Source organism: Streptomyces sp. NPDC021096 (assembly GCF_040641275.1).
GTDB lineage: Bacteria > Actinomycetota > Actinomycetes > Streptomycetales > Streptomycetaceae > Streptomyces.
Genome location: NZ_JBFADG010000009.1, coordinates 80,192 through 94,674, shown reverse-complemented (window position 1 = coordinate 94,674; position 14,483 = coordinate 80,192). Strand labels below are relative to the sequence as shown.

At 73.6% G+C, this 14,483-nt stretch carries 15 protein-coding genes; 2 read left to right on the top strand and 13 right to left on the bottom strand.

Annotation, left to right across the window (positions count from 1 at the left end; all coding sequences use genetic code 11):
- Window positions 1-94: 94 nt before the first annotated feature.
- The 5 genes from AB0G59_RS15355 to infC form a co-directional block, all read right to left on the bottom strand.
- Window positions 95-1,234, bottom strand: a complete 1,140-nt coding sequence (locus AB0G59_RS15355) for an ATP-binding protein (RefSeq protein WP_360911704.1) — start codon at window positions 1,232-1,234, stop codon at window positions 95-97.
- Between the two features lie 36 nt (window positions 1,235-1,270).
- Complete coding sequence (locus tag AB0G59_RS15350; RefSeq protein WP_360911701.1) at window positions 1,271-2,125, bottom strand: RNA methyltransferase; 855 nt, start codon at window positions 2,123-2,125, stop codon at window positions 1,271-1,273.
- 156 nt (window positions 2,126-2,281) lie between these two features.
- Window positions 2,282-2,668: a 50S ribosomal protein L20 gene (rplT, locus tag AB0G59_RS15345; RefSeq protein ID WP_071964710.1), complete on the bottom strand. Its 387-nt coding sequence runs from the start codon at window positions 2,666-2,668 to the stop codon at window positions 2,282-2,284.
- 102 nt (window positions 2,669-2,770) lie between these two features.
- On the bottom strand, window positions 2,771-2,965 hold the full coding sequence (gene rpmI, locus AB0G59_RS15340) for a 50S ribosomal protein L35 (RefSeq protein WP_071964711.1): 195 nt from the start codon (window positions 2,963-2,965) through the stop codon (window positions 2,771-2,773).
- Window positions 2,966-3,092: 127 nt separating this feature from the next.
- Window positions 3,093-3,752, bottom strand: coding sequence for a translation initiation factor IF-3 (infC, locus tag AB0G59_RS15335; protein WP_360911697.1), 660 nt, complete (start codon window positions 3,750-3,752; stop codon window positions 3,093-3,095).
- 323 nt (window positions 3,753-4,075) lie between these two features.
- Here infC and AB0G59_RS15330 point away from each other — a divergent pair, with 323 nt between their 5' ends.
- The gene (locus AB0G59_RS15330) at window positions 4,076-4,465 is read left to right on the top strand and encodes a DUF1844 domain-containing protein (RefSeq protein WP_071964728.1); all 390 of its coding nucleotides are present in this window, start codon (window positions 4,076-4,078) and stop codon (window positions 4,463-4,465) included.
- Between the two features lie 31 nt (window positions 4,466-4,496).
- Here AB0G59_RS15330 and AB0G59_RS15325 read toward each other — a convergent pair whose 3' ends face one another.
- The 4 genes from AB0G59_RS15325 to AB0G59_RS15310 all read right to left on the bottom strand — a co-directional run bounded on the left by AB0G59_RS15325 (window position 4,497) and on the right by AB0G59_RS15310 (window position 8,322).
- Complete coding sequence (locus AB0G59_RS15325) at window positions 4,497-5,273, bottom strand: MIP family channel protein (RefSeq protein ID WP_360911888.1); 777 nt, start codon at window positions 5,271-5,273, stop codon at window positions 4,497-4,499.
- Window positions 5,274-5,411: 138 nt separating this feature from the next.
- Window positions 5,412-6,146: an SseB family protein gene (locus AB0G59_RS15320; protein WP_360911694.1), complete on the bottom strand. Its 735-nt coding sequence runs from the start codon at window positions 6,144-6,146 to the stop codon at window positions 5,412-5,414.
- Window positions 6,147-6,310: 164 nt separating this feature from the next.
- Window positions 6,311-7,486 (bottom strand): type VII secretion-associated serine protease mycosin, encoded by a 1,176-nt coding sequence (mycP, locus tag AB0G59_RS15315; RefSeq protein WP_360911692.1) that lies wholly within the window; start codon window positions 7,484-7,486, stop codon window positions 6,311-6,313.
- The gene (locus tag AB0G59_RS15310) at window positions 7,483-8,322 is read right to left on the bottom strand and encodes a hypothetical protein (RefSeq protein ID WP_360911690.1); all 840 of its coding nucleotides are present in this window, start codon (window positions 8,320-8,322) and stop codon (window positions 7,483-7,485) included. The genes mycP and AB0G59_RS15310 overlap by 4 nt, the downstream gene beginning before the upstream one ends.
- A 160-nt stretch (window positions 8,323-8,482) precedes the next feature.
- On the opposite strand from AB0G59_RS15310, the gene AB0G59_RS15305 reads away from it, so the two are divergent.
- Complete coding sequence (locus tag AB0G59_RS15305) at window positions 8,483-9,679, top strand: amino acid deaminase/aldolase (protein ID WP_360911886.1); 1,197 nt, start codon at window positions 8,483-8,485, stop codon at window positions 9,677-9,679.
- A gap of 22 nt (window positions 9,680-9,701) precedes the next feature.
- Here the strand turns inward: AB0G59_RS15305 and AB0G59_RS15300 are convergent, their stop codons facing one another.
- From AB0G59_RS15300 to AB0G59_RS15285, 4 genes are all read right to left on the bottom strand, one after another.
- Window positions 9,702-10,751, bottom strand: coding sequence for a zinc-binding dehydrogenase (locus tag AB0G59_RS15300; protein WP_360911688.1), 1,050 nt, complete (start codon window positions 10,749-10,751; stop codon window positions 9,702-9,704).
- Window positions 10,752-10,898: 147 nt separating this feature from the next.
- A complete protein-coding gene (locus AB0G59_RS15295; RefSeq protein ID WP_360911686.1) occupies window positions 10,899-12,170 on the bottom strand; it encodes a haloacid dehalogenase-like hydrolase in 1,272 nt (423 codons plus the stop codon).
- An 89-nt stretch (window positions 12,171-12,259) separates the two neighbouring features.
- Window positions 12,260-13,045, bottom strand: coding sequence for a 3-oxoacyl-ACP reductase (locus AB0G59_RS15290; protein WP_071964717.1), 786 nt, complete (start codon window positions 13,043-13,045; stop codon window positions 12,260-12,262).
- A complete protein-coding gene (locus AB0G59_RS15285) occupies window positions 13,042-14,418 on the bottom strand; it encodes an aldehyde dehydrogenase family protein (protein WP_360911684.1) in 1,377 nt (458 codons plus the stop codon). Before AB0G59_RS15285 ends, AB0G59_RS15290 begins: the two co-directional genes overlap by 4 nt.
- Window positions 14,419-14,483 lie beyond the last annotated feature (65 nt).

The following is a 14,483-nucleotide window of genomic DNA, read 5'->3' as shown; positions in this document are numbered from 1 at the left end:
GACGGCATGGACCGGGGGCCTTCAGTAATGCCAAAGGTGCCAAAGGTCGAGTCTAAGGGGCGCGTGTGGTCGGATGAGCCCGTGGGGCGCGGCTTCAGGCCTGGGTGAGGAAGGCCGGGGCGCCCACGGGCAGGGTAAATCGGAACTGGGCGCCGCCACGGGCGGCCCGTCCCACCGTGATCGTCCCGCCGTGGGCCTCGACGATGCCCTTGACGATGTACAGGCCCAGGCCGGTGCCGCCGCGCTTGCTGCCCCGCCAGAAGCGGGTGAAGACGCGGGCCATCGATTCCTCGGGGATTCCGGGGCCCTCATCGCTCACGGTGACCGCCGTCCCCTCCGTCCTGGCCTTCGTCACTGCTGGTGTCACCTCTATGGTGACCGTTCCCTCGCCGTGGCGCACCGCGTTTTCCAGGAGGTTGCCCAGAACCTGGTCGACCTTGTCCGGATCGGCCCAGAGCGCGGGCAGCCCCTCGGCGACCTCCACCCGGAACCGGTCGGCCCGCAGGCCGGCCCTGGTGTACGCCTCGACGTGCCGGCGCACGGCCGCGGCCATGTCGACCGGCTGGCGGCGCACCTCCAGCCGGCCGGAGTCGATCCGGGAGATGTCCAGCAGCTCGGCGATGAGCCGGGTGACGCGGTCGGCGTCGGCGTCGACGGTCTCCAGCATCAGCCGCTTCTGGTCGTCGGTGAACCGCTCCCACTTGGCCAGCAGCGTCGCCGTGAACCCCTTGACGGACGTCAGGGGCGAGCGCAGCTCGTGGGCGACGGTGGCGATCAGCTCGGCGTGGCTGCGCTCGGTGCGGCGCCGCGCCTCGGTGCCGCGCAGCTGGATCACGACGCGCACCACGGGCCCGCCGGGCCGCTCCCGGACGTACCGGGCGGAGACCAGCACCTGGCGGCCGCCGGGCAGCAGGAGGTTCCGCTCGGGCTGGCCCGTGCGCGTGGTGAGCCCGCCGTAGGGGTCGGTCAGCGGCCACCAGCGGCGGCCGTCGAGGTCCTCCAGGGGCAGGGCGCTCTCCAGGGGGCGGCCGAGCGCCTCGGCGGGGTGGACGGCCGTGATGCGGGCGGCGGCGGCGTTGAAGCAGGTCACGCGGCCGGCGGCGTCGGCGACGACCAGGCCGTCGGGCAGGTCGTCGGCGTGCAGGCCGAAGCCGTTCGCCGTGCCCGGGGAGCCGCTGGAGGCGGTCGGACAGGTGCCGACCACCGCGCTCCCGGAAGTCCTGACGTTCCTCATCCGCACCCCCTCCCGAGCCCCCGGAGCGCCACCCTACTAGCTGGAGGTCACGGAGCGGCACCCTCCGGACGCGCGCTGCGCACGGGCGGAGGCGTACAGGCACACCGCGGCGGCCGTGGCGAGGTTGAGGGACTCGGCCTTTCCGTGGATCGGCACGCGCACCACGGCGTCGGCCAGGGCGCGGGTCTCCTCGGGCAGGCCCCAGGCCTCGTTGCCGAAGATCCAGGCGGTGGGGCCGCCCATCGTGCCCCGGTCCAGCTCCGCGTCGAGGTCCCGGTCCCCGGCCCCGTCGGCGGCCAGGATGCGCGCGCCGGCCCCCTGCAGGCCGCGGACGGCCTGCTCGACGGGGACGCCCACGGCGACCGGCAGGTGGAAGAGGGAGCCGACGGAGGCCCGCACCGACTTGGGGTTGTACAGGTCCACCGAGGCGTCGGTCAGCACCACGGCCTCGGCGCCCGCGGCGTCGGCGCAGCGCAGGACCGTGCCGGCGTTGCCGGGGTCGCGCACGTGCGCCAGGACGGCCACCAGCTTGGGCCGAGCGGCGAGGATCTCCTCGAAGGGCGAGTCGAGGAAGCGGCAGACGCCGACGAGGCCCTGCGGGGTCACGGTCTGCGAGAGGTCGGCGACCGTGGCGTCGTCGGCGTGGTGCACCCGCACGCCGGCGGCGTGGGCGGCCTCGATGATCTCGGCGTGCCGGCCGGCCGCCTCGACGGTGGCGAAGAGCTCGAGCAGGGTCGGCTCGCCGCCGCTGCGGTGCGCGATCGCCTCGCGCACGGCCTGGGGGCCCTCGGCGATGAACCGGCGCTCCTTGACCCGGAAACTGCGCTTGGCCAGCCGGCGGGCGGCGATGACGCGGGGGGAGCGCGGGGAGATCAGCTCGGGGGTGCCCATGGGCGGCGGCTCACTTCACTGTGGGGGTCGTACGGCATCGCGGACTCGCGAGGCGGGGCGGGGCGGCCGCTGGGGCCGCCCATGACGGCAAAAGTCAGCGGACCCGCGGGCCGGTGGGGCCTGCGGGTCCGCTCATGCCTTGAGGGGCGCGCCGGATCAGGCAGCGGCCTTCGGGGCGTTGACGTCGGCCGGCAGCGCCTTCTGCGCAACCTCGACGAGCGCGGCGAACGCGTTCATGTCGTTGACCGCGAGCTCGGCCAGGATCTTGCGGTCCACCTCGATGTTGGCGGCCTTCAGACCCTGGATGAGGCGGTTGTACGTCATGCCGTTCTGGCGGGCAGCGGCGTTGATGCGCTGGATCCACAGCTGACGGAAGTCGCCCTTGCGCTTCTTGCGGTCGTTGTAGTTGTAGACCAGGGAGTGGGTGACCTGCTCCTTGGCCTTGCGGTACAGACGCGAGCGCTGGCCGCGGTAACCGCTGGCCGCCTCGAGGATCGCCCGACGCTTCTTGTGCGCGTTGACTGCGCGCTTGACGCGTGCCACTTGTTAACTCCTTGTAGCGGGGCCGCGGTGGGTTCTCACACGGCCCGAATTCGATTGGGTCCCGGTCCGACGCGCACCCCGTGGGTCACGGGGTGCAGGGCGTCACTTGCCGAGAAGCTTCTTGATCTTCTTGGCGTCGCCCGGGGCCATCTCGGCGTTGCCGGTGAGGCGACGCGTCAGCTTGGACGACTTGTGCTCGAGCAGGTGGCGCTTGCCGGCGCGCTCACGCATGACCTTGCCGGAACCGGTGATCTTGAAGCGCTTGCTGGCACCGGAGTGCGTCTTGTTCTTCGGCATCGCGCCGTATCTCCTCGTCGGTGGCGCTCCCCCGGCCCGGCTACGGGCACACGGGTAGCGTCAGCTGTGTTCGGTTGCTGTCCGGGGCGGCTGCCCCGGAGTGAGCCAGGGCACGAGTGCCCCGGAATCACGCCTCTGCGGGCTCCTCGGCGGCGTCCGTGCTGGATCCACCCTGGCGCTCGGCCTTGCGGGCGGCCTGCGCCTCGCGGGCTTCGGCCATCGCCTCGGTCTTCTTCTTGTGCGGACCGAGAACCATGATCATGTTGCGGCCGTCCTGCTTGGGGTTCGACTCGACGAAACCCAGGTCCTGGACGTCCTCCGCCAGACGCTGCAGCAGTCGGTAGCCCAGCTCGGGCCGGGACTGCTCGCGACCACGGAACATGATCGTGATCTTGACCTTGTCGCCCTGCTTGAGGAACCGTACGACGTGACCCTTTTTGGTGTCGTAGTCGTGCGGGTCGATCTTCGGCCGGAGCTTCATCTCCTTGATGACCGTGTGCGCCTGGTTCTTGCGCGCCTCACGGGCCTTCATGGCCGACTCGTACTTGAACTTCCCGTAGTCCATGAGCTTGCAGACCGGCGGGCGTGCGTTCGCCGCCACCTCGACCAGGTCGAGGTCGTACTCCTGCGCAAGCTCCAGTGCCTTGGCAAGCGGCACGATGCCGACCTGCTCGCCACTGGGACCGACAAGTCGCACCTCGGGGACTCGGATCCGGTCGTTGATGCGGGGCTCGGCGCTGATGGGGCCTCCTCGGTAGCACCACGCGGCACCCTCACGGGCGGCCACGTAACGTCTTTTCGTAAAGACCAACCGCGCCGGCACATGAAAAAATGCCCCGACGGGACACAGGCGGGGCTCCATGAAACCGGAACACCGCCACGGCATGCCGCGGGGCGCATCATCGGGCAGCTCCATCGTCCGTACGGAACGATGGGCGCCGCCTGACCGGAGACCTGCCGACCTGAGATCGGCGAGGTGGGAGATCGGAGCTCCACTTGTGGGCCGGGCACACATGCGCCCAGCCGGTCGTTCCACAACCTTAGCAGCTGGTGAGCGGGCGTGCTAACCGGTGGCGAACCGATACGGCAACGGGACGTATCGTGTCCGCCATGAGCGACGCGACCCCCAGCGCCAACGGCCACGCCGACGGCGCCGAGCCCACCAGCCCGGACTTCGACACCATGACCCGCGACATCGCGGACGTCCCCGCCGTCGAGGTGATCACCACGGTCGCGGTGCACCTGATGAGCGCCGCCGCCGTCAACCTCGGCCTGGCCGAGGAGGGCGACAAGCACAAGGACCTGGACGAGGCCCGCAAGCTGATCCACGCCCTCGCCGGCCTGGTCACCGCGAGCGCCACCGAGGTCAGCAACTTCCACGCGGCGCCGCTGCGCGACGGCCTGAAGTCGCTGCAGCTGGCCTTCCGCGAGGCCTCCGTCGTCCCGGACGAGCCGGGCCAGGGCCCCGGCGAGAAGTTCACCGGGCCCGTCTTCGGCTGATCCTCCGGTCGGCGGCCTGGGGCCGCCGACCTCAGGGCACGTCGCCGCGGTGCGGCTTGTCCTGCCGGACCTCGCCCGGCTCCGGCAGCGGCTCGGGCCGCGCGACATCGTTGGCGACGATGGCCGCGCCGTGGTACGGGTGCGTGACCCGGTGCGCGAAGGCGGCCAGGACACCCCCGATCAGCGGCGCCACGATGAACAGCCACAGCTGGGACAGGGCCGCGCCGCCCGCGAAGAGGGCCGGGCCGATGCTGCGGGCCGGGTTCACGGACGTTCCGGTCAGCGGCACGCCGATGAGGTGCACCACGGCCAGGGCGAGTCCGATGGCCAGCCCGTCGAAGCCCACCACAGCGATCCGGTGCGTCACCGCCAGCACCACGAACACCAGCAGGAACGTCATCACGACCTCCGCCAGGAACGCGCCGCCGGTGTTCAGGTGCACGGCGGAGCGGTCGCCGAAGCCGTTGCTGCCGAAGGCCCCGTCCGTCTTGAGCCCCGGCACCTGCTTGGCCAGCAGGAAGAGGATCAACGCGCCCACGATGCCGCCGAGCAGCTGCGCGATCCAGTACTCGATGGCGGTGTGCAGCGAGATCCGGCGCTCCACCAGCATCCCGAGGGTCACCGCCGGGTTGACGTGACACCCCGAGACCGGCCCCAGGCCGTACGCCAGGGCCAGCAGGGTGAAGCCGAAGGTGAGCGCGATGCCGAGCACACCGATGTAGTCGGCCGCGAGCACCACGGAGCCGACGGCGAAGAAGACCAGCAGCAGGGTTCCGAGGAATTCCGCGGCGATGGTCCTCGTCTTCACCGGGTCGAGGCCCGCAAGGGCCGGCTTCACGTTCTTCAGGGCGTCCATGGCGTCCTCCAGAGGATCAGTGGACAGTCCTCTGGCATTGTCGGACGATCCACGGCACGGCGCCTGTCGGAGATCAGCGGCCCCCGCGGCTCAGCGGCTGTGGAGCGGCTCCCCCGGAACGTTCGCCTCCGCCGGCAGCAGGGCCAGGTCCAGGCCCCGGACGAGCCGGGCCCGCAGCACCTCGTCGGCCGCCAGCCCCTCCGCGACCCGCCGCACCACCTCGGGGGCCTGCGCCCCGGCCGCCAGCACGAGGGCCAGGGTGCCGTCGGCGTCCCGGGAGGGGGTCAGATGGGCGCGCAGCACGCCGGGCTCGGCCGCCAGGACGGCCCGCAGCGCATCGGCGACGGCGGGGTCGGCCAGCGGGTCGGCGCTGGCGCGCCCCTCGGCCAGGGCGAGCAGGGCCGGGCCGGTCAGCGGGTACGTCACCGGGCCGGCCAGGTCCAGGACGATCGTGTCCGCCTTCTCGTGCGCGGCCGCCTGCAGCGCCTGGTGCAGCGGTACGGCCACGGGCCGGGCATCCGCGCGCCAGCGCGCCAGCGTCTCGGTCGAGGTGAACGCCGGAAGCGCCCGGCGCCCGTCCGGCGCCTGCAGCGTCGGCACGGCCATGTCGCTGGTCTTCTCGCGCTTGAGCCCGTCGGGCCCGGTCTCCACCTCGCCGAGCACGGCCACGACGGGGACGAGCAGCCGCGCGCCCTGCAGGGCGGCGAGCACCCGGCCCTCGGCGGAGCGGTCGGCCGACCAGGCGGCGAGCGCCTCGGTCAGGGCGGCGTCGGCGGAGCCGTCGTCGTCGGAGAAACCGGGGTCGGGGATGTTCTTGAGGGCCACGCCCCGAGCCTATCCGGGCAGGGGGGTGGCGACGGATGGGGGTGCGGGTGCCGGGTCGCTCCGGCTTCGGGAGATCTTGCCCCTGCCCCGCCCTTTCACCGTTTCTTGTCCTCAAACGCCGGACGGGCTGGAAAATCCAGCCCCTCTGGGGGCACCTCCCAGCGTTAGCTGGGGGAGTTTGAGGAGCGGGGTCTGGGGCGGAGCCCCAGGACTGCGGCCAGCAGGAGCAGGACGACGCCCGCCCCACCGGCCGTCAGAGCGGAAGCGCTGAGGCCACTGCCCCCGCCGTCGCCGCGGCCCTGCCGAGGGCCGGAGCCGAAGTAGCGCGGGGCAAGCGCAGCGTCACGGCTCTGGGGCCGCTCCCCCGCCCCCCGCGCGATGGCCGCCGCCGGATCGACCAGCCCCGCGCCGAGCTCGTCGCTGCGCCCGCCCGCCGGGGCGTCCTGCGCGGTCTCGGTCAGCAGCTCGCGGACCCGCGCCGGGCTCAGGCCCGGGTGCGCGGCGCGGACGAGCGCCGCGGCGCCGGAGACGAAGGCGGCCGCGGCGCTGGTGCCCCAGCCCTCGTAGTAGCGCCGGTCCGGGTCGGCGATCACGACGTCGACGCCGGGCGCGCTGACGGTGGCGTACCAGCGGCGGGTGGAGAACGGGGCGCGGGCGCCGTAGCGGTCGACCGCGGTCACCGCGATGACGCCGGGGTAGGCGGCGGGGTAGGAGACGTGGTCGCCCTTCTCGCCGCCGTTGCCGGCCGAGGCCACGACGACGGCGCCCTTGGCGAGGGCGTACTGGACGGCGGCGTCCTCGCGCGGTTCGGGGTGGGCGGTGTCGCTGTCGTCGCCGAGGGACAGGTTGATCACGTCGGCGCCGTGGTCGGCGGCCCAGCGGATGCCGTCGGCCAGCGCGCCGCCGCGCGCTCCGCGGGCCTTGGCGCGGGCCGGGTCGCCGTCCTCGAGGATCACGCGGACCGGCAGGATCCGCGCCTCGGGGGCGACGCCGGTGACGCCGTCGGCGTCGCCCTCGCCGTGGCCGCGCCCGGCGATGATCCCGGCCATGGCGGTCCCGTGCCGGGCCCAGGCCCGCTCGCCGGGCCCGGCCCCGAACCCGATCAGGTCCTTGCCCGGCAGTACCCGTCCCCGCAGGTCGGGGTGGCTCTCGTCGACGCCGGTGTCGAGGACGGCGACGGTGATCCCGGCGCCCTTCGTGGTGCGCCAGGCGTCCTGCGTGTGCAGGGCGTCCAGCGCCCACTCCTGGGCCCGTATGACGTCGGCGTGCGCGGGGGCGGCGGCGACCAGGGCGAGGCTGACGGCGGCGGCGAGCACCGGCAGGGCGCGCGGGGCCGTCATCGGTCCGCCTCCCCCGGCGGCTTGTGCGCCGCGTCGCGGAAGGCGCGTTCCACTTCCTCCGCGAGGGACGTGGCGTCGTGGCCGAGGCCGGCCTGGGCGGCGGCGGTGGTGCCGCCCGGGGCGACGGCCCGGGCGGCGGGCTGGGCCGGGGTGCCCGTGCGGCCGTCGGTGAAGCCCGTCACCGCGAAGACGACCGCGGGGACGTCGGTGAGGACGGTGATGTGCCAGCTCACGCGCTGGGCGACGCCGAACCGGTCGGCGGCCGTGCCCTGGGGGGCGTACGGGCGGGGCATCAGGTCGGAGCGCTCGTCGAGGCGTTCGTCCGCGAACCGCTTGCGCAGGGCACGCATGCCGGCGGTGTCCGCGTCCGTGACGAGCAGGCCGACCGTGGTCACGGAGGAGCCGGTGGCGTCGGTGTACGTGGCGCGCAGCAGGCGCTTGCAGCCGACGGGGGCGAGGGCCGTGGCGAGCAGCGGGTCGAAGGCCTCCGCGCAGTCGCCGTCGGGGGCGATGCCGGCCCGGTTCCAGTCGCGGGGGGCACCGCCGGGGCCGGCCGCGTCGCGGTGCACGGTGGGCGGGAAGAGCCGGTCGACGGGGACGTTCTGCCACACCGTGGCGCCGCGCGCGTACGCCGCTTCCGCGGCCGAGCGCTCGGGGGGCCCGTCCGTGAGCCAAGTACCGGCCGCCGCCCCGGCTATGAGGCCCAGTCCGAGGACGAGGCACACGCCGGCGGCGGCCGTACGGCCGCGCGGGCGGGGGGCCTCAGGGGGCAGCGGGGGCGGTGGGGCGCACAAGGGAACGGTGGGCGGCGGCATGGCATCCGCTTCGGTGCTCAACTGCGCTCCCCCTCGCGAGCCGGCTCGCCGTACCGCCTCATGTCGGACATCGCCGCCGGCCCGTGGGCCGTGGCGTGCGCGCCACTTTACGGGGCACGGCGCGGCGGGTGCCATTTCGTCCGTGCGGGACCTCTATCCAGGGCAATTCGGCTCTGGCAAGCTGCCCGCCATGTCGTCCGACCGAGTGCGCTACGACCGGGCCACCGCCCACCTGGACGCCCCGCTGGCGGTGGTCGACCTCCAGGCGTTCGACGCCAACGCCGCCGATCTGGTGCGCCGGGCGCGGGGCAAGCCGGTGCGGGTGGCGAGCAAGTCGGTGCGCTGCCGGGCGCTGTTGGAGCGGGTGCTGGAGCGCGAGGGCTTCGCGGGGGTGCTGAGCTACAGCCTGGAGGAGTCGCTGTGGCTGGCGCGCTCGGGGGTGGCGGACGTGCTGCTGGCGTACCCCTCGGCCGACCGGGCGGGCTTCGCGGAGCTGACCTCGGACCCCAAGCTGGCCCGCGCGGTGACGGTGATGGTGGACGACCCGGCGCAGCTGGCGGTGGTCGAGGCGGCCCGTGCGGGGCGCGAAGAGGTGCGGGTGTGCCTGGAGTTCGACGTCTCGCTGCGGCTGCTGGGCGGCCGGGTACGGATCGGGGCATTACGGTCGCCGCTGCACACCCCCGAGCGGCTCGCGGAGCTGGCCCGTGCCGTCGTCCGCCGTCCGGGCTTCCGGTTGGTGGGCCTGATGGCGTACGAGGCCCATGTGGCGGGCGTGGGGGATGCGGTGGCGGGTCGTCCGGTGCGCTCGGGGGCCGTCCGGCTGATGCAGTCCGCCTCCCGCGGCCGGCTGGCGGCCCTGCGGGCCGAGGCCGTGCGGGCGGTGCGGGCCGTCGCGGAGCTGGAGTTCGTCAACGGCGGCGGTACGGGCAGCGTGCAGCACACGGCCGCCGAGGAGGCGGTGACGGAGGTCGCCGCCGGCTCGGGGCTGTACGTGCCGCGGCTGTTCGACCACTACACCTCGTTCCGGGGCAGCCCGGCGGCGCTCTTCGCACTGCCGGTGGTGCGCCGCCCCGGGGTGGGCGTGGTGACCGTGCTGGGCGGCGGCTATCCCGCCTCCGGCGCGGCGGGCCCGGACCGGCTGCCGGTCCCGTACCTGCCGGCGGGGCTGCGGCTGACGGCGCGGGAGGGCGCGGGCGAGGTGCAGACGCCGCTGCTGGGGCAGGCCGCGGACGATCTGCTGATCGGCGACAAGGTGTGGTTCCGGCATGCGAAGGCGGGCGAGCTGTGCGAGCGCTTCGCGGCGTTGCACCTGGTCGACGGCGACCGGGTGACGCGGACGGCCCCCACCTACCGGGGCGAGGGCCGCACGTTCCTGTGAGCTGGCCCGCTGCCGGGTGCTGTCAGGGGATCAGGACGATCCGGATGGGGTCACCCTCCTTCTTCCGCAGGCGTTCCACGCCCGCCGCCGCCTCGGCGAGCGGCAGCGTCGCGCTGATGGACCGGCTGAGGTCCAGGCGGTGCAGCCGCGCGAGCGAGACGAGCTCCTCCACGTGGGAGGGTTCCGAGCCGTAGTGGCCGAGGACGCGCTGCTCGCGGTAGCTGAAGGCGATGCTGTCGGCGAGGGTCAGCGGGCCGGGGCCCAGGCCCACGAGGACGAGGCGGCCGCCCCGGCCCAGGCAGCGCACGGCCTGGTCGCGGACGGCGGCCACGCCCGCCATGTCGAGGGCCAGGTCGAGTCCGAGGCCCCCGGTGGCGGCCAGGATCCGCTCGCGGGCGTCGGGGGCGGCGGGGTCCAGGGCGAGGTCCGCGCCGAATTCCAGGGCGCGTTCGCGTGCGGCCGGCAGCGGGTCGAGGGCGATGACGGGCGCGGCGCCGGCGAGGCGCAGCAGCTGCACGGCGTGGGCACCCAGGCCGCCCACGCCCCATACGCCCACGGGGTGGGCGGGCCGGACCCGGCCGGTGGCGGTGACGGCGGCCCAGGGGGTGGAGACGGCGTCGGGGATGACGGCCGCCTGCTCGAAGGGGAGGTCGTCGGGGATCGCGACGAGCGTATGGTGGGTGGCCAGGGCGTACTCGGCCCAGCCGCCGTCGTAGTCGAAGCCGCGCGTGCGCACCGCCAGACAGGGCTCGTGGCGCAGGCAGGCCGCGCAGCCGCCGCAGCGCTCCCCCGCCTGCAGCAGGACGCGCTGTCCCGCCGCCCAGTCGCCGGGTACGTCCGGGCCGAGGGCGTCGATGACGCCCGCCGTCTCGTGGCCGACGGTGACCTTGTCCGCGGTCGCGTACGCGGGCCTGAGGCTGCCGTCCATGAGGTGGACGTCGGACAGGCAGATGCCGGCGGCCTTGACCTTGATGCGGACCTGGCCGGGGCCGGGCTCGGGTACGGGGGTCTCTTCGACGGCGAAGCGGCCGGTGCGCAGGTCGAACCGTCCGGCGAGCATGGTCTCGGGCATGGCTGGGGCCTCCTGGGTACACGGAACCGGCAAGGAGAACAGGAAAACCGATACTTCATGCATCGGAAAAGACGGCAGGGACCGGTGGTGCCGATGGCCACCGGTCCCTGCCGTCCAGGGGAACCGCGCGGGAGACGTTCCGTCAGATCAGAACGCCTTGTCCGCCTGGTCCGGGATCACGCTCCCGTCGGCGCGCAGCACCGGCACCTTGGAGCCGTCCGCGGCGGTGGCACCCGTCGTCGAGCAGGGGTACGTACCGGACTTGCGCGGCATCGGCTCGATGAACATCGGGTTGGCCACCCAGCGGCCGTCCGCGTCGTCGTAGGCGCGGCACATCAGCTCGGACTTGTTGCGGTTGATGGCGACGTGCGAGCCCGTGGCGTCGTTGACGAACGTCACGTCGGTGTCGGCGTCGCCCGCGCCGAGGGCGATGCGGTGGGCGGCGTCCTGCTGCTTCCAGGCCTTCGCGCCCTTGATCTTGAAGATCTCCTGGTTGATCATGCAGCGCTTGCCGTCCATGTACGGCAGGGCGTCGCCGCGGCCGGTCTCGACGCCACCGCAGCCCTTGAGGGACGTGGTGAGGCGGCCGTGCTCGGTGATGCTGCGGATGCCGATGGTGTGCTTACGGTCGAGGCCGACGCCGCTCGACCAGGCCTCGGCGATCGGCTCCGAGGAGGCGGAGACGATGTAGACGTCGAACCCGGCCGCCTTGAGCGTGCGGATCAGGTCCTTCTGCTGGTCGTAGTAGCGGATGTAGCCGGCGATGGTGTGGGTGCCGACGGTCTGCTTGGCGCCGACGGGTGCCGCGAGCTGCTCGGCGCGCGCCTGCTTGGCGAAGGCGTTGAGGGCGGCGGGGGTGTGGCCGGCGAACAGCTGCGGTATCCAGCCGTAGGCGGGGACCGTGCGCCGGTGGTTCCAGTCGCCGGCGAAGGCCGGCTCGCCCGCCATGGTCTGCGACTTCTCACGGATCTCGAAGATCTCGTCGGTGCAGGCGGTGTTCTTCGAGGTGGGCAGCGGCCGGCCGACGGGCACGGAGGTGCCGCACGCCTTGGTGAGGGCCTTGTCGGCGGCGGGGGTCAGCCAGGCGCTGGTGTCGCTCCAGCGCTTGGGCCGCAGGATCTTGTCGTGCTTCAGCGACCAGGCGAGCGTGGCGTCCGTGATGTCGTTCTTGACGACGGTGTTGTCCCAGTCGAAGGCGGCGACCGGGCGCGGTCCGCGCTTGCCGGAGCAGGTGCCGCGCTCGTCGATCATCTTCTGCAGCCGGGCGCGGTTGTCGCCGGCCCAGGGAAGCTTCTTGTCCAGCTGGGGGCAGTTCGGGCGGGACGCGCGGTCGTGGGCGGGGGCCGCGGTGGCGGGGACCGACGCGGCGAGGGCCGCGGCGGCAGCGAGGCCGACGACGATGGCGGACTTGGTGCGCATGTGCTCTCTTTGGTGCGTGAGGAGGGCAGGACGTACGCCGGGCCGGACCGGTCAGACGGCGGACCGGCCCTGGCGTCTGATCATGGACCTTACAGCGGGGTCACATAGGCGCCCGCGATGCCTCCATCCACCAGGAACTCGGCGGCGTTGACGAAGGACGAGTCGTCACTGGCGAGGAAGGCGACGGCGGCCGCGATCTCCTCGGGCTCGGCGAACCGGCCCACCGGCACGTGCACCAGGCGCCGCGCCGCGCGCTCGGGGTCCTTGGCGAACAGCTCCTTCAGCAGGGGCGTGTTCACCGGCCCCGGGCAGAGCGCGTTGACGCGGATGCCCTCGCGGGCGAACTGCACGCCCAGCTCACGGGACATGGCCAGCACGCCGCCCTTGGAGGCGGTGTAGCTGATCTGCGAGGTGGCGGCGCCCATCACGGCGACGAAGGAGGCGGTGTTGATGATGGAGCCCTTGCCCTGGCGCTGCATGTACGGCAGCGCCGCCTTGCAGCACAGGTAGACGGAGGTGAGGTTGACCTCCTGGACGCGCTTCCAGGCCTCGAGGCCGGTGGTGAGGATGGAGTCGTCGTCGGGCGGGGAGATGCCGGCGTTGTTGAAGGCGACGTCGACCGAGCCGTAGGTGTCGTAGGCGGTCTTGAAGAGCGCCTCGACCTCCTCGGGGCTGGTGACGTCGACCTTGACGAACAGTCCGCCGGTCTCGGCCGCGGCGGCCTTGCCCGCGCTCTCGTCGATGTCGGCGCACACGACGTTGGCGCCCTCGGAGGCGAACCGCCGGGCGGTGGCCAGGCCGATGCCGCTGCCGGCTCCGGTGACGACGGCGGTCCGTCCGGCGAGTCGGCGGCAGACGGGGGTCTGGTCGGTCACTTGGTCTCCTCCAGAGGGTCGATGGCGATGAAGACGTTCTTGGTCTCGGTGAAGGCGGACAGCGCGCCGGGGCCCAGCTCGCGGCCGAGGCCGGACTGCTTGAATCCGCCGAAGGGGGTCCAGTAGCGCACGCTGCTGTGGGAGTTGACGGAGAGGTTGCCCGCCGCGACGGCGCGCGAGAGGCGCAGGGCGCGGGAGACGTCCCGGGTCCAGATCGAGCCGGAGAGGCCGTAGTCGGTGGCGTTGGCGATCCGCACCGCCTCCGCCTCGTCCTCGAAGGGGATGACGACGGCGACCGGCCCGAAGACCTCCTCCACGGCCGCGCGGTCGCCCGCCGTGCCCTCGAGCACGGTGGCCGGGTACCAGAACCCCTTGCCGGCCGGGGCCTCGCCGCGGATGGCGGCGGGGGCGGACTCGGGGACGTAGGACCGTACGCGCTCACGGTGGGCGGCGGAGATCAGCGGGCCCATCTGGGTGGCCGGGTCGGTGGGGTCGCCGGCGACGAAGGCCTTGACCGCCGGCTCCAGCAGCTCCATGAACCGGTCGTAGACGCCGCGCTGGACCAGGATGCGGCTGCGGGCGCAGCAGTCCTGGCCGGTGTTGTCGAGGAAGGAGCCGGGCGCGGCCGCGGCGGCCCGCTCGACGTCGGCGTCGGCGAAGACGATGTTGGGGCTCTTGCCGCCGAGTTCGAGGGTCACGCGCTTCACGCCGGCCGCGCACTTGGCCATGATCTGCTTGCCGACGGCGGTGGAGCCGGTGAAGACGACCTTGGCGACGCCGGGGTGTTCGACGAGCGCGTCGCCCGCCTCGGGTCCGGCGCCGGGCAGGACCTGCAGGAGGCCCTCGGGCAGCCCGGCCTCCAGGGCCAGCCCGGCCAGCCGCAGGGCGGTCAGCGGGGTGGTCTCGGCGGGCTTGACGAGCACGGCGTTGCCCGCGGCCAGGGCGGGGGCGAAGCCCCAGGCGGCGATGGGCATGGGGAAGTTCCAGGGCGCGATGACGGCGACGACGCCCAGCGGCTCGTGGAAGGTGACGTCCAGGCCGCCGGCCACCGGGATCTGGGAGCCGGTCAGCCGCTCCACTCCGGCGGCCGCGTACTCCAGCAGGTCACGGACGTTGCCGGCCTCCCAGCGGGCGTTGCCGATCGGGTGCCCGGCCTCGCGGACCTCCAGCTGTGCGAGTTCCTCCAGGTGGGCGTCGACGACGGCGGCGAAGCGGCGCAGCTGCCGGGCCCGGTCGCCGGGGGCGAGCCGGGCCCAGCCGCGCTGGGCGTCGGCGGCGCGGCGGACGGCTGCGTCGACGTCTTGCCGCGTCGCCGCGGGGACGGTGGCGACCAGTTCCTCGGTCGCCGGGTTGAGTACGTGAAGCTCGTGCAAGTCCTCTCCTGTGGTTCGTACGCGGCTGCACGCCGGTGGTCGCGTTGTGCCCACCCTCCCCCAGC

Bases quoted from the DNA above. Each gene is read 5' to 3' on its own strand.
- rpmI (WP_071964711.1), bottom strand. From the start codon at position 2,965: ATGCCGAAGAACAAGACGCACTCCGGTGCCAGCAAGCGCTTCAAGATC.
- AB0G59_RS15300 (WP_360911688.1), bottom strand. From the start codon at position 10,751: ATGCCCGAGACCATGCTCGCCGGACGGTTCGACCTGCGCACCGGCCGC.
- AB0G59_RS15330 (WP_071964728.1), top strand. From the start codon at position 4,076: ATGAGCGACGCGACCCCCAGCGCCAACGGCCACGCCGACGGCGCCGAG.
- AB0G59_RS15355 (WP_360911704.1), bottom strand. From the start codon at position 1,234: ATGAGGAACGTCAGGACTTCCGGGAGCGCGGTGGTCGGCACCTGTCCG.
- AB0G59_RS15295 (WP_360911686.1), bottom strand. From the start codon at position 12,170: ATGCGCACCAAGTCCGCCATCGTCGTCGGCCTCGCTGCCGCCGCGGCC.
- mycP (WP_360911692.1), bottom strand. From the start codon at position 7,486: ATGACGGCCCCGCGCGCCCTGCCGGTGCTCGCCGCCGCCGTCAGCCTC.
- AB0G59_RS15350 (WP_360911701.1), bottom strand. From the start codon at position 2,125: ATGGGCACCCCCGAGCTGATCTCCCCGCGCTCCCCCCGCGTCATCGCC.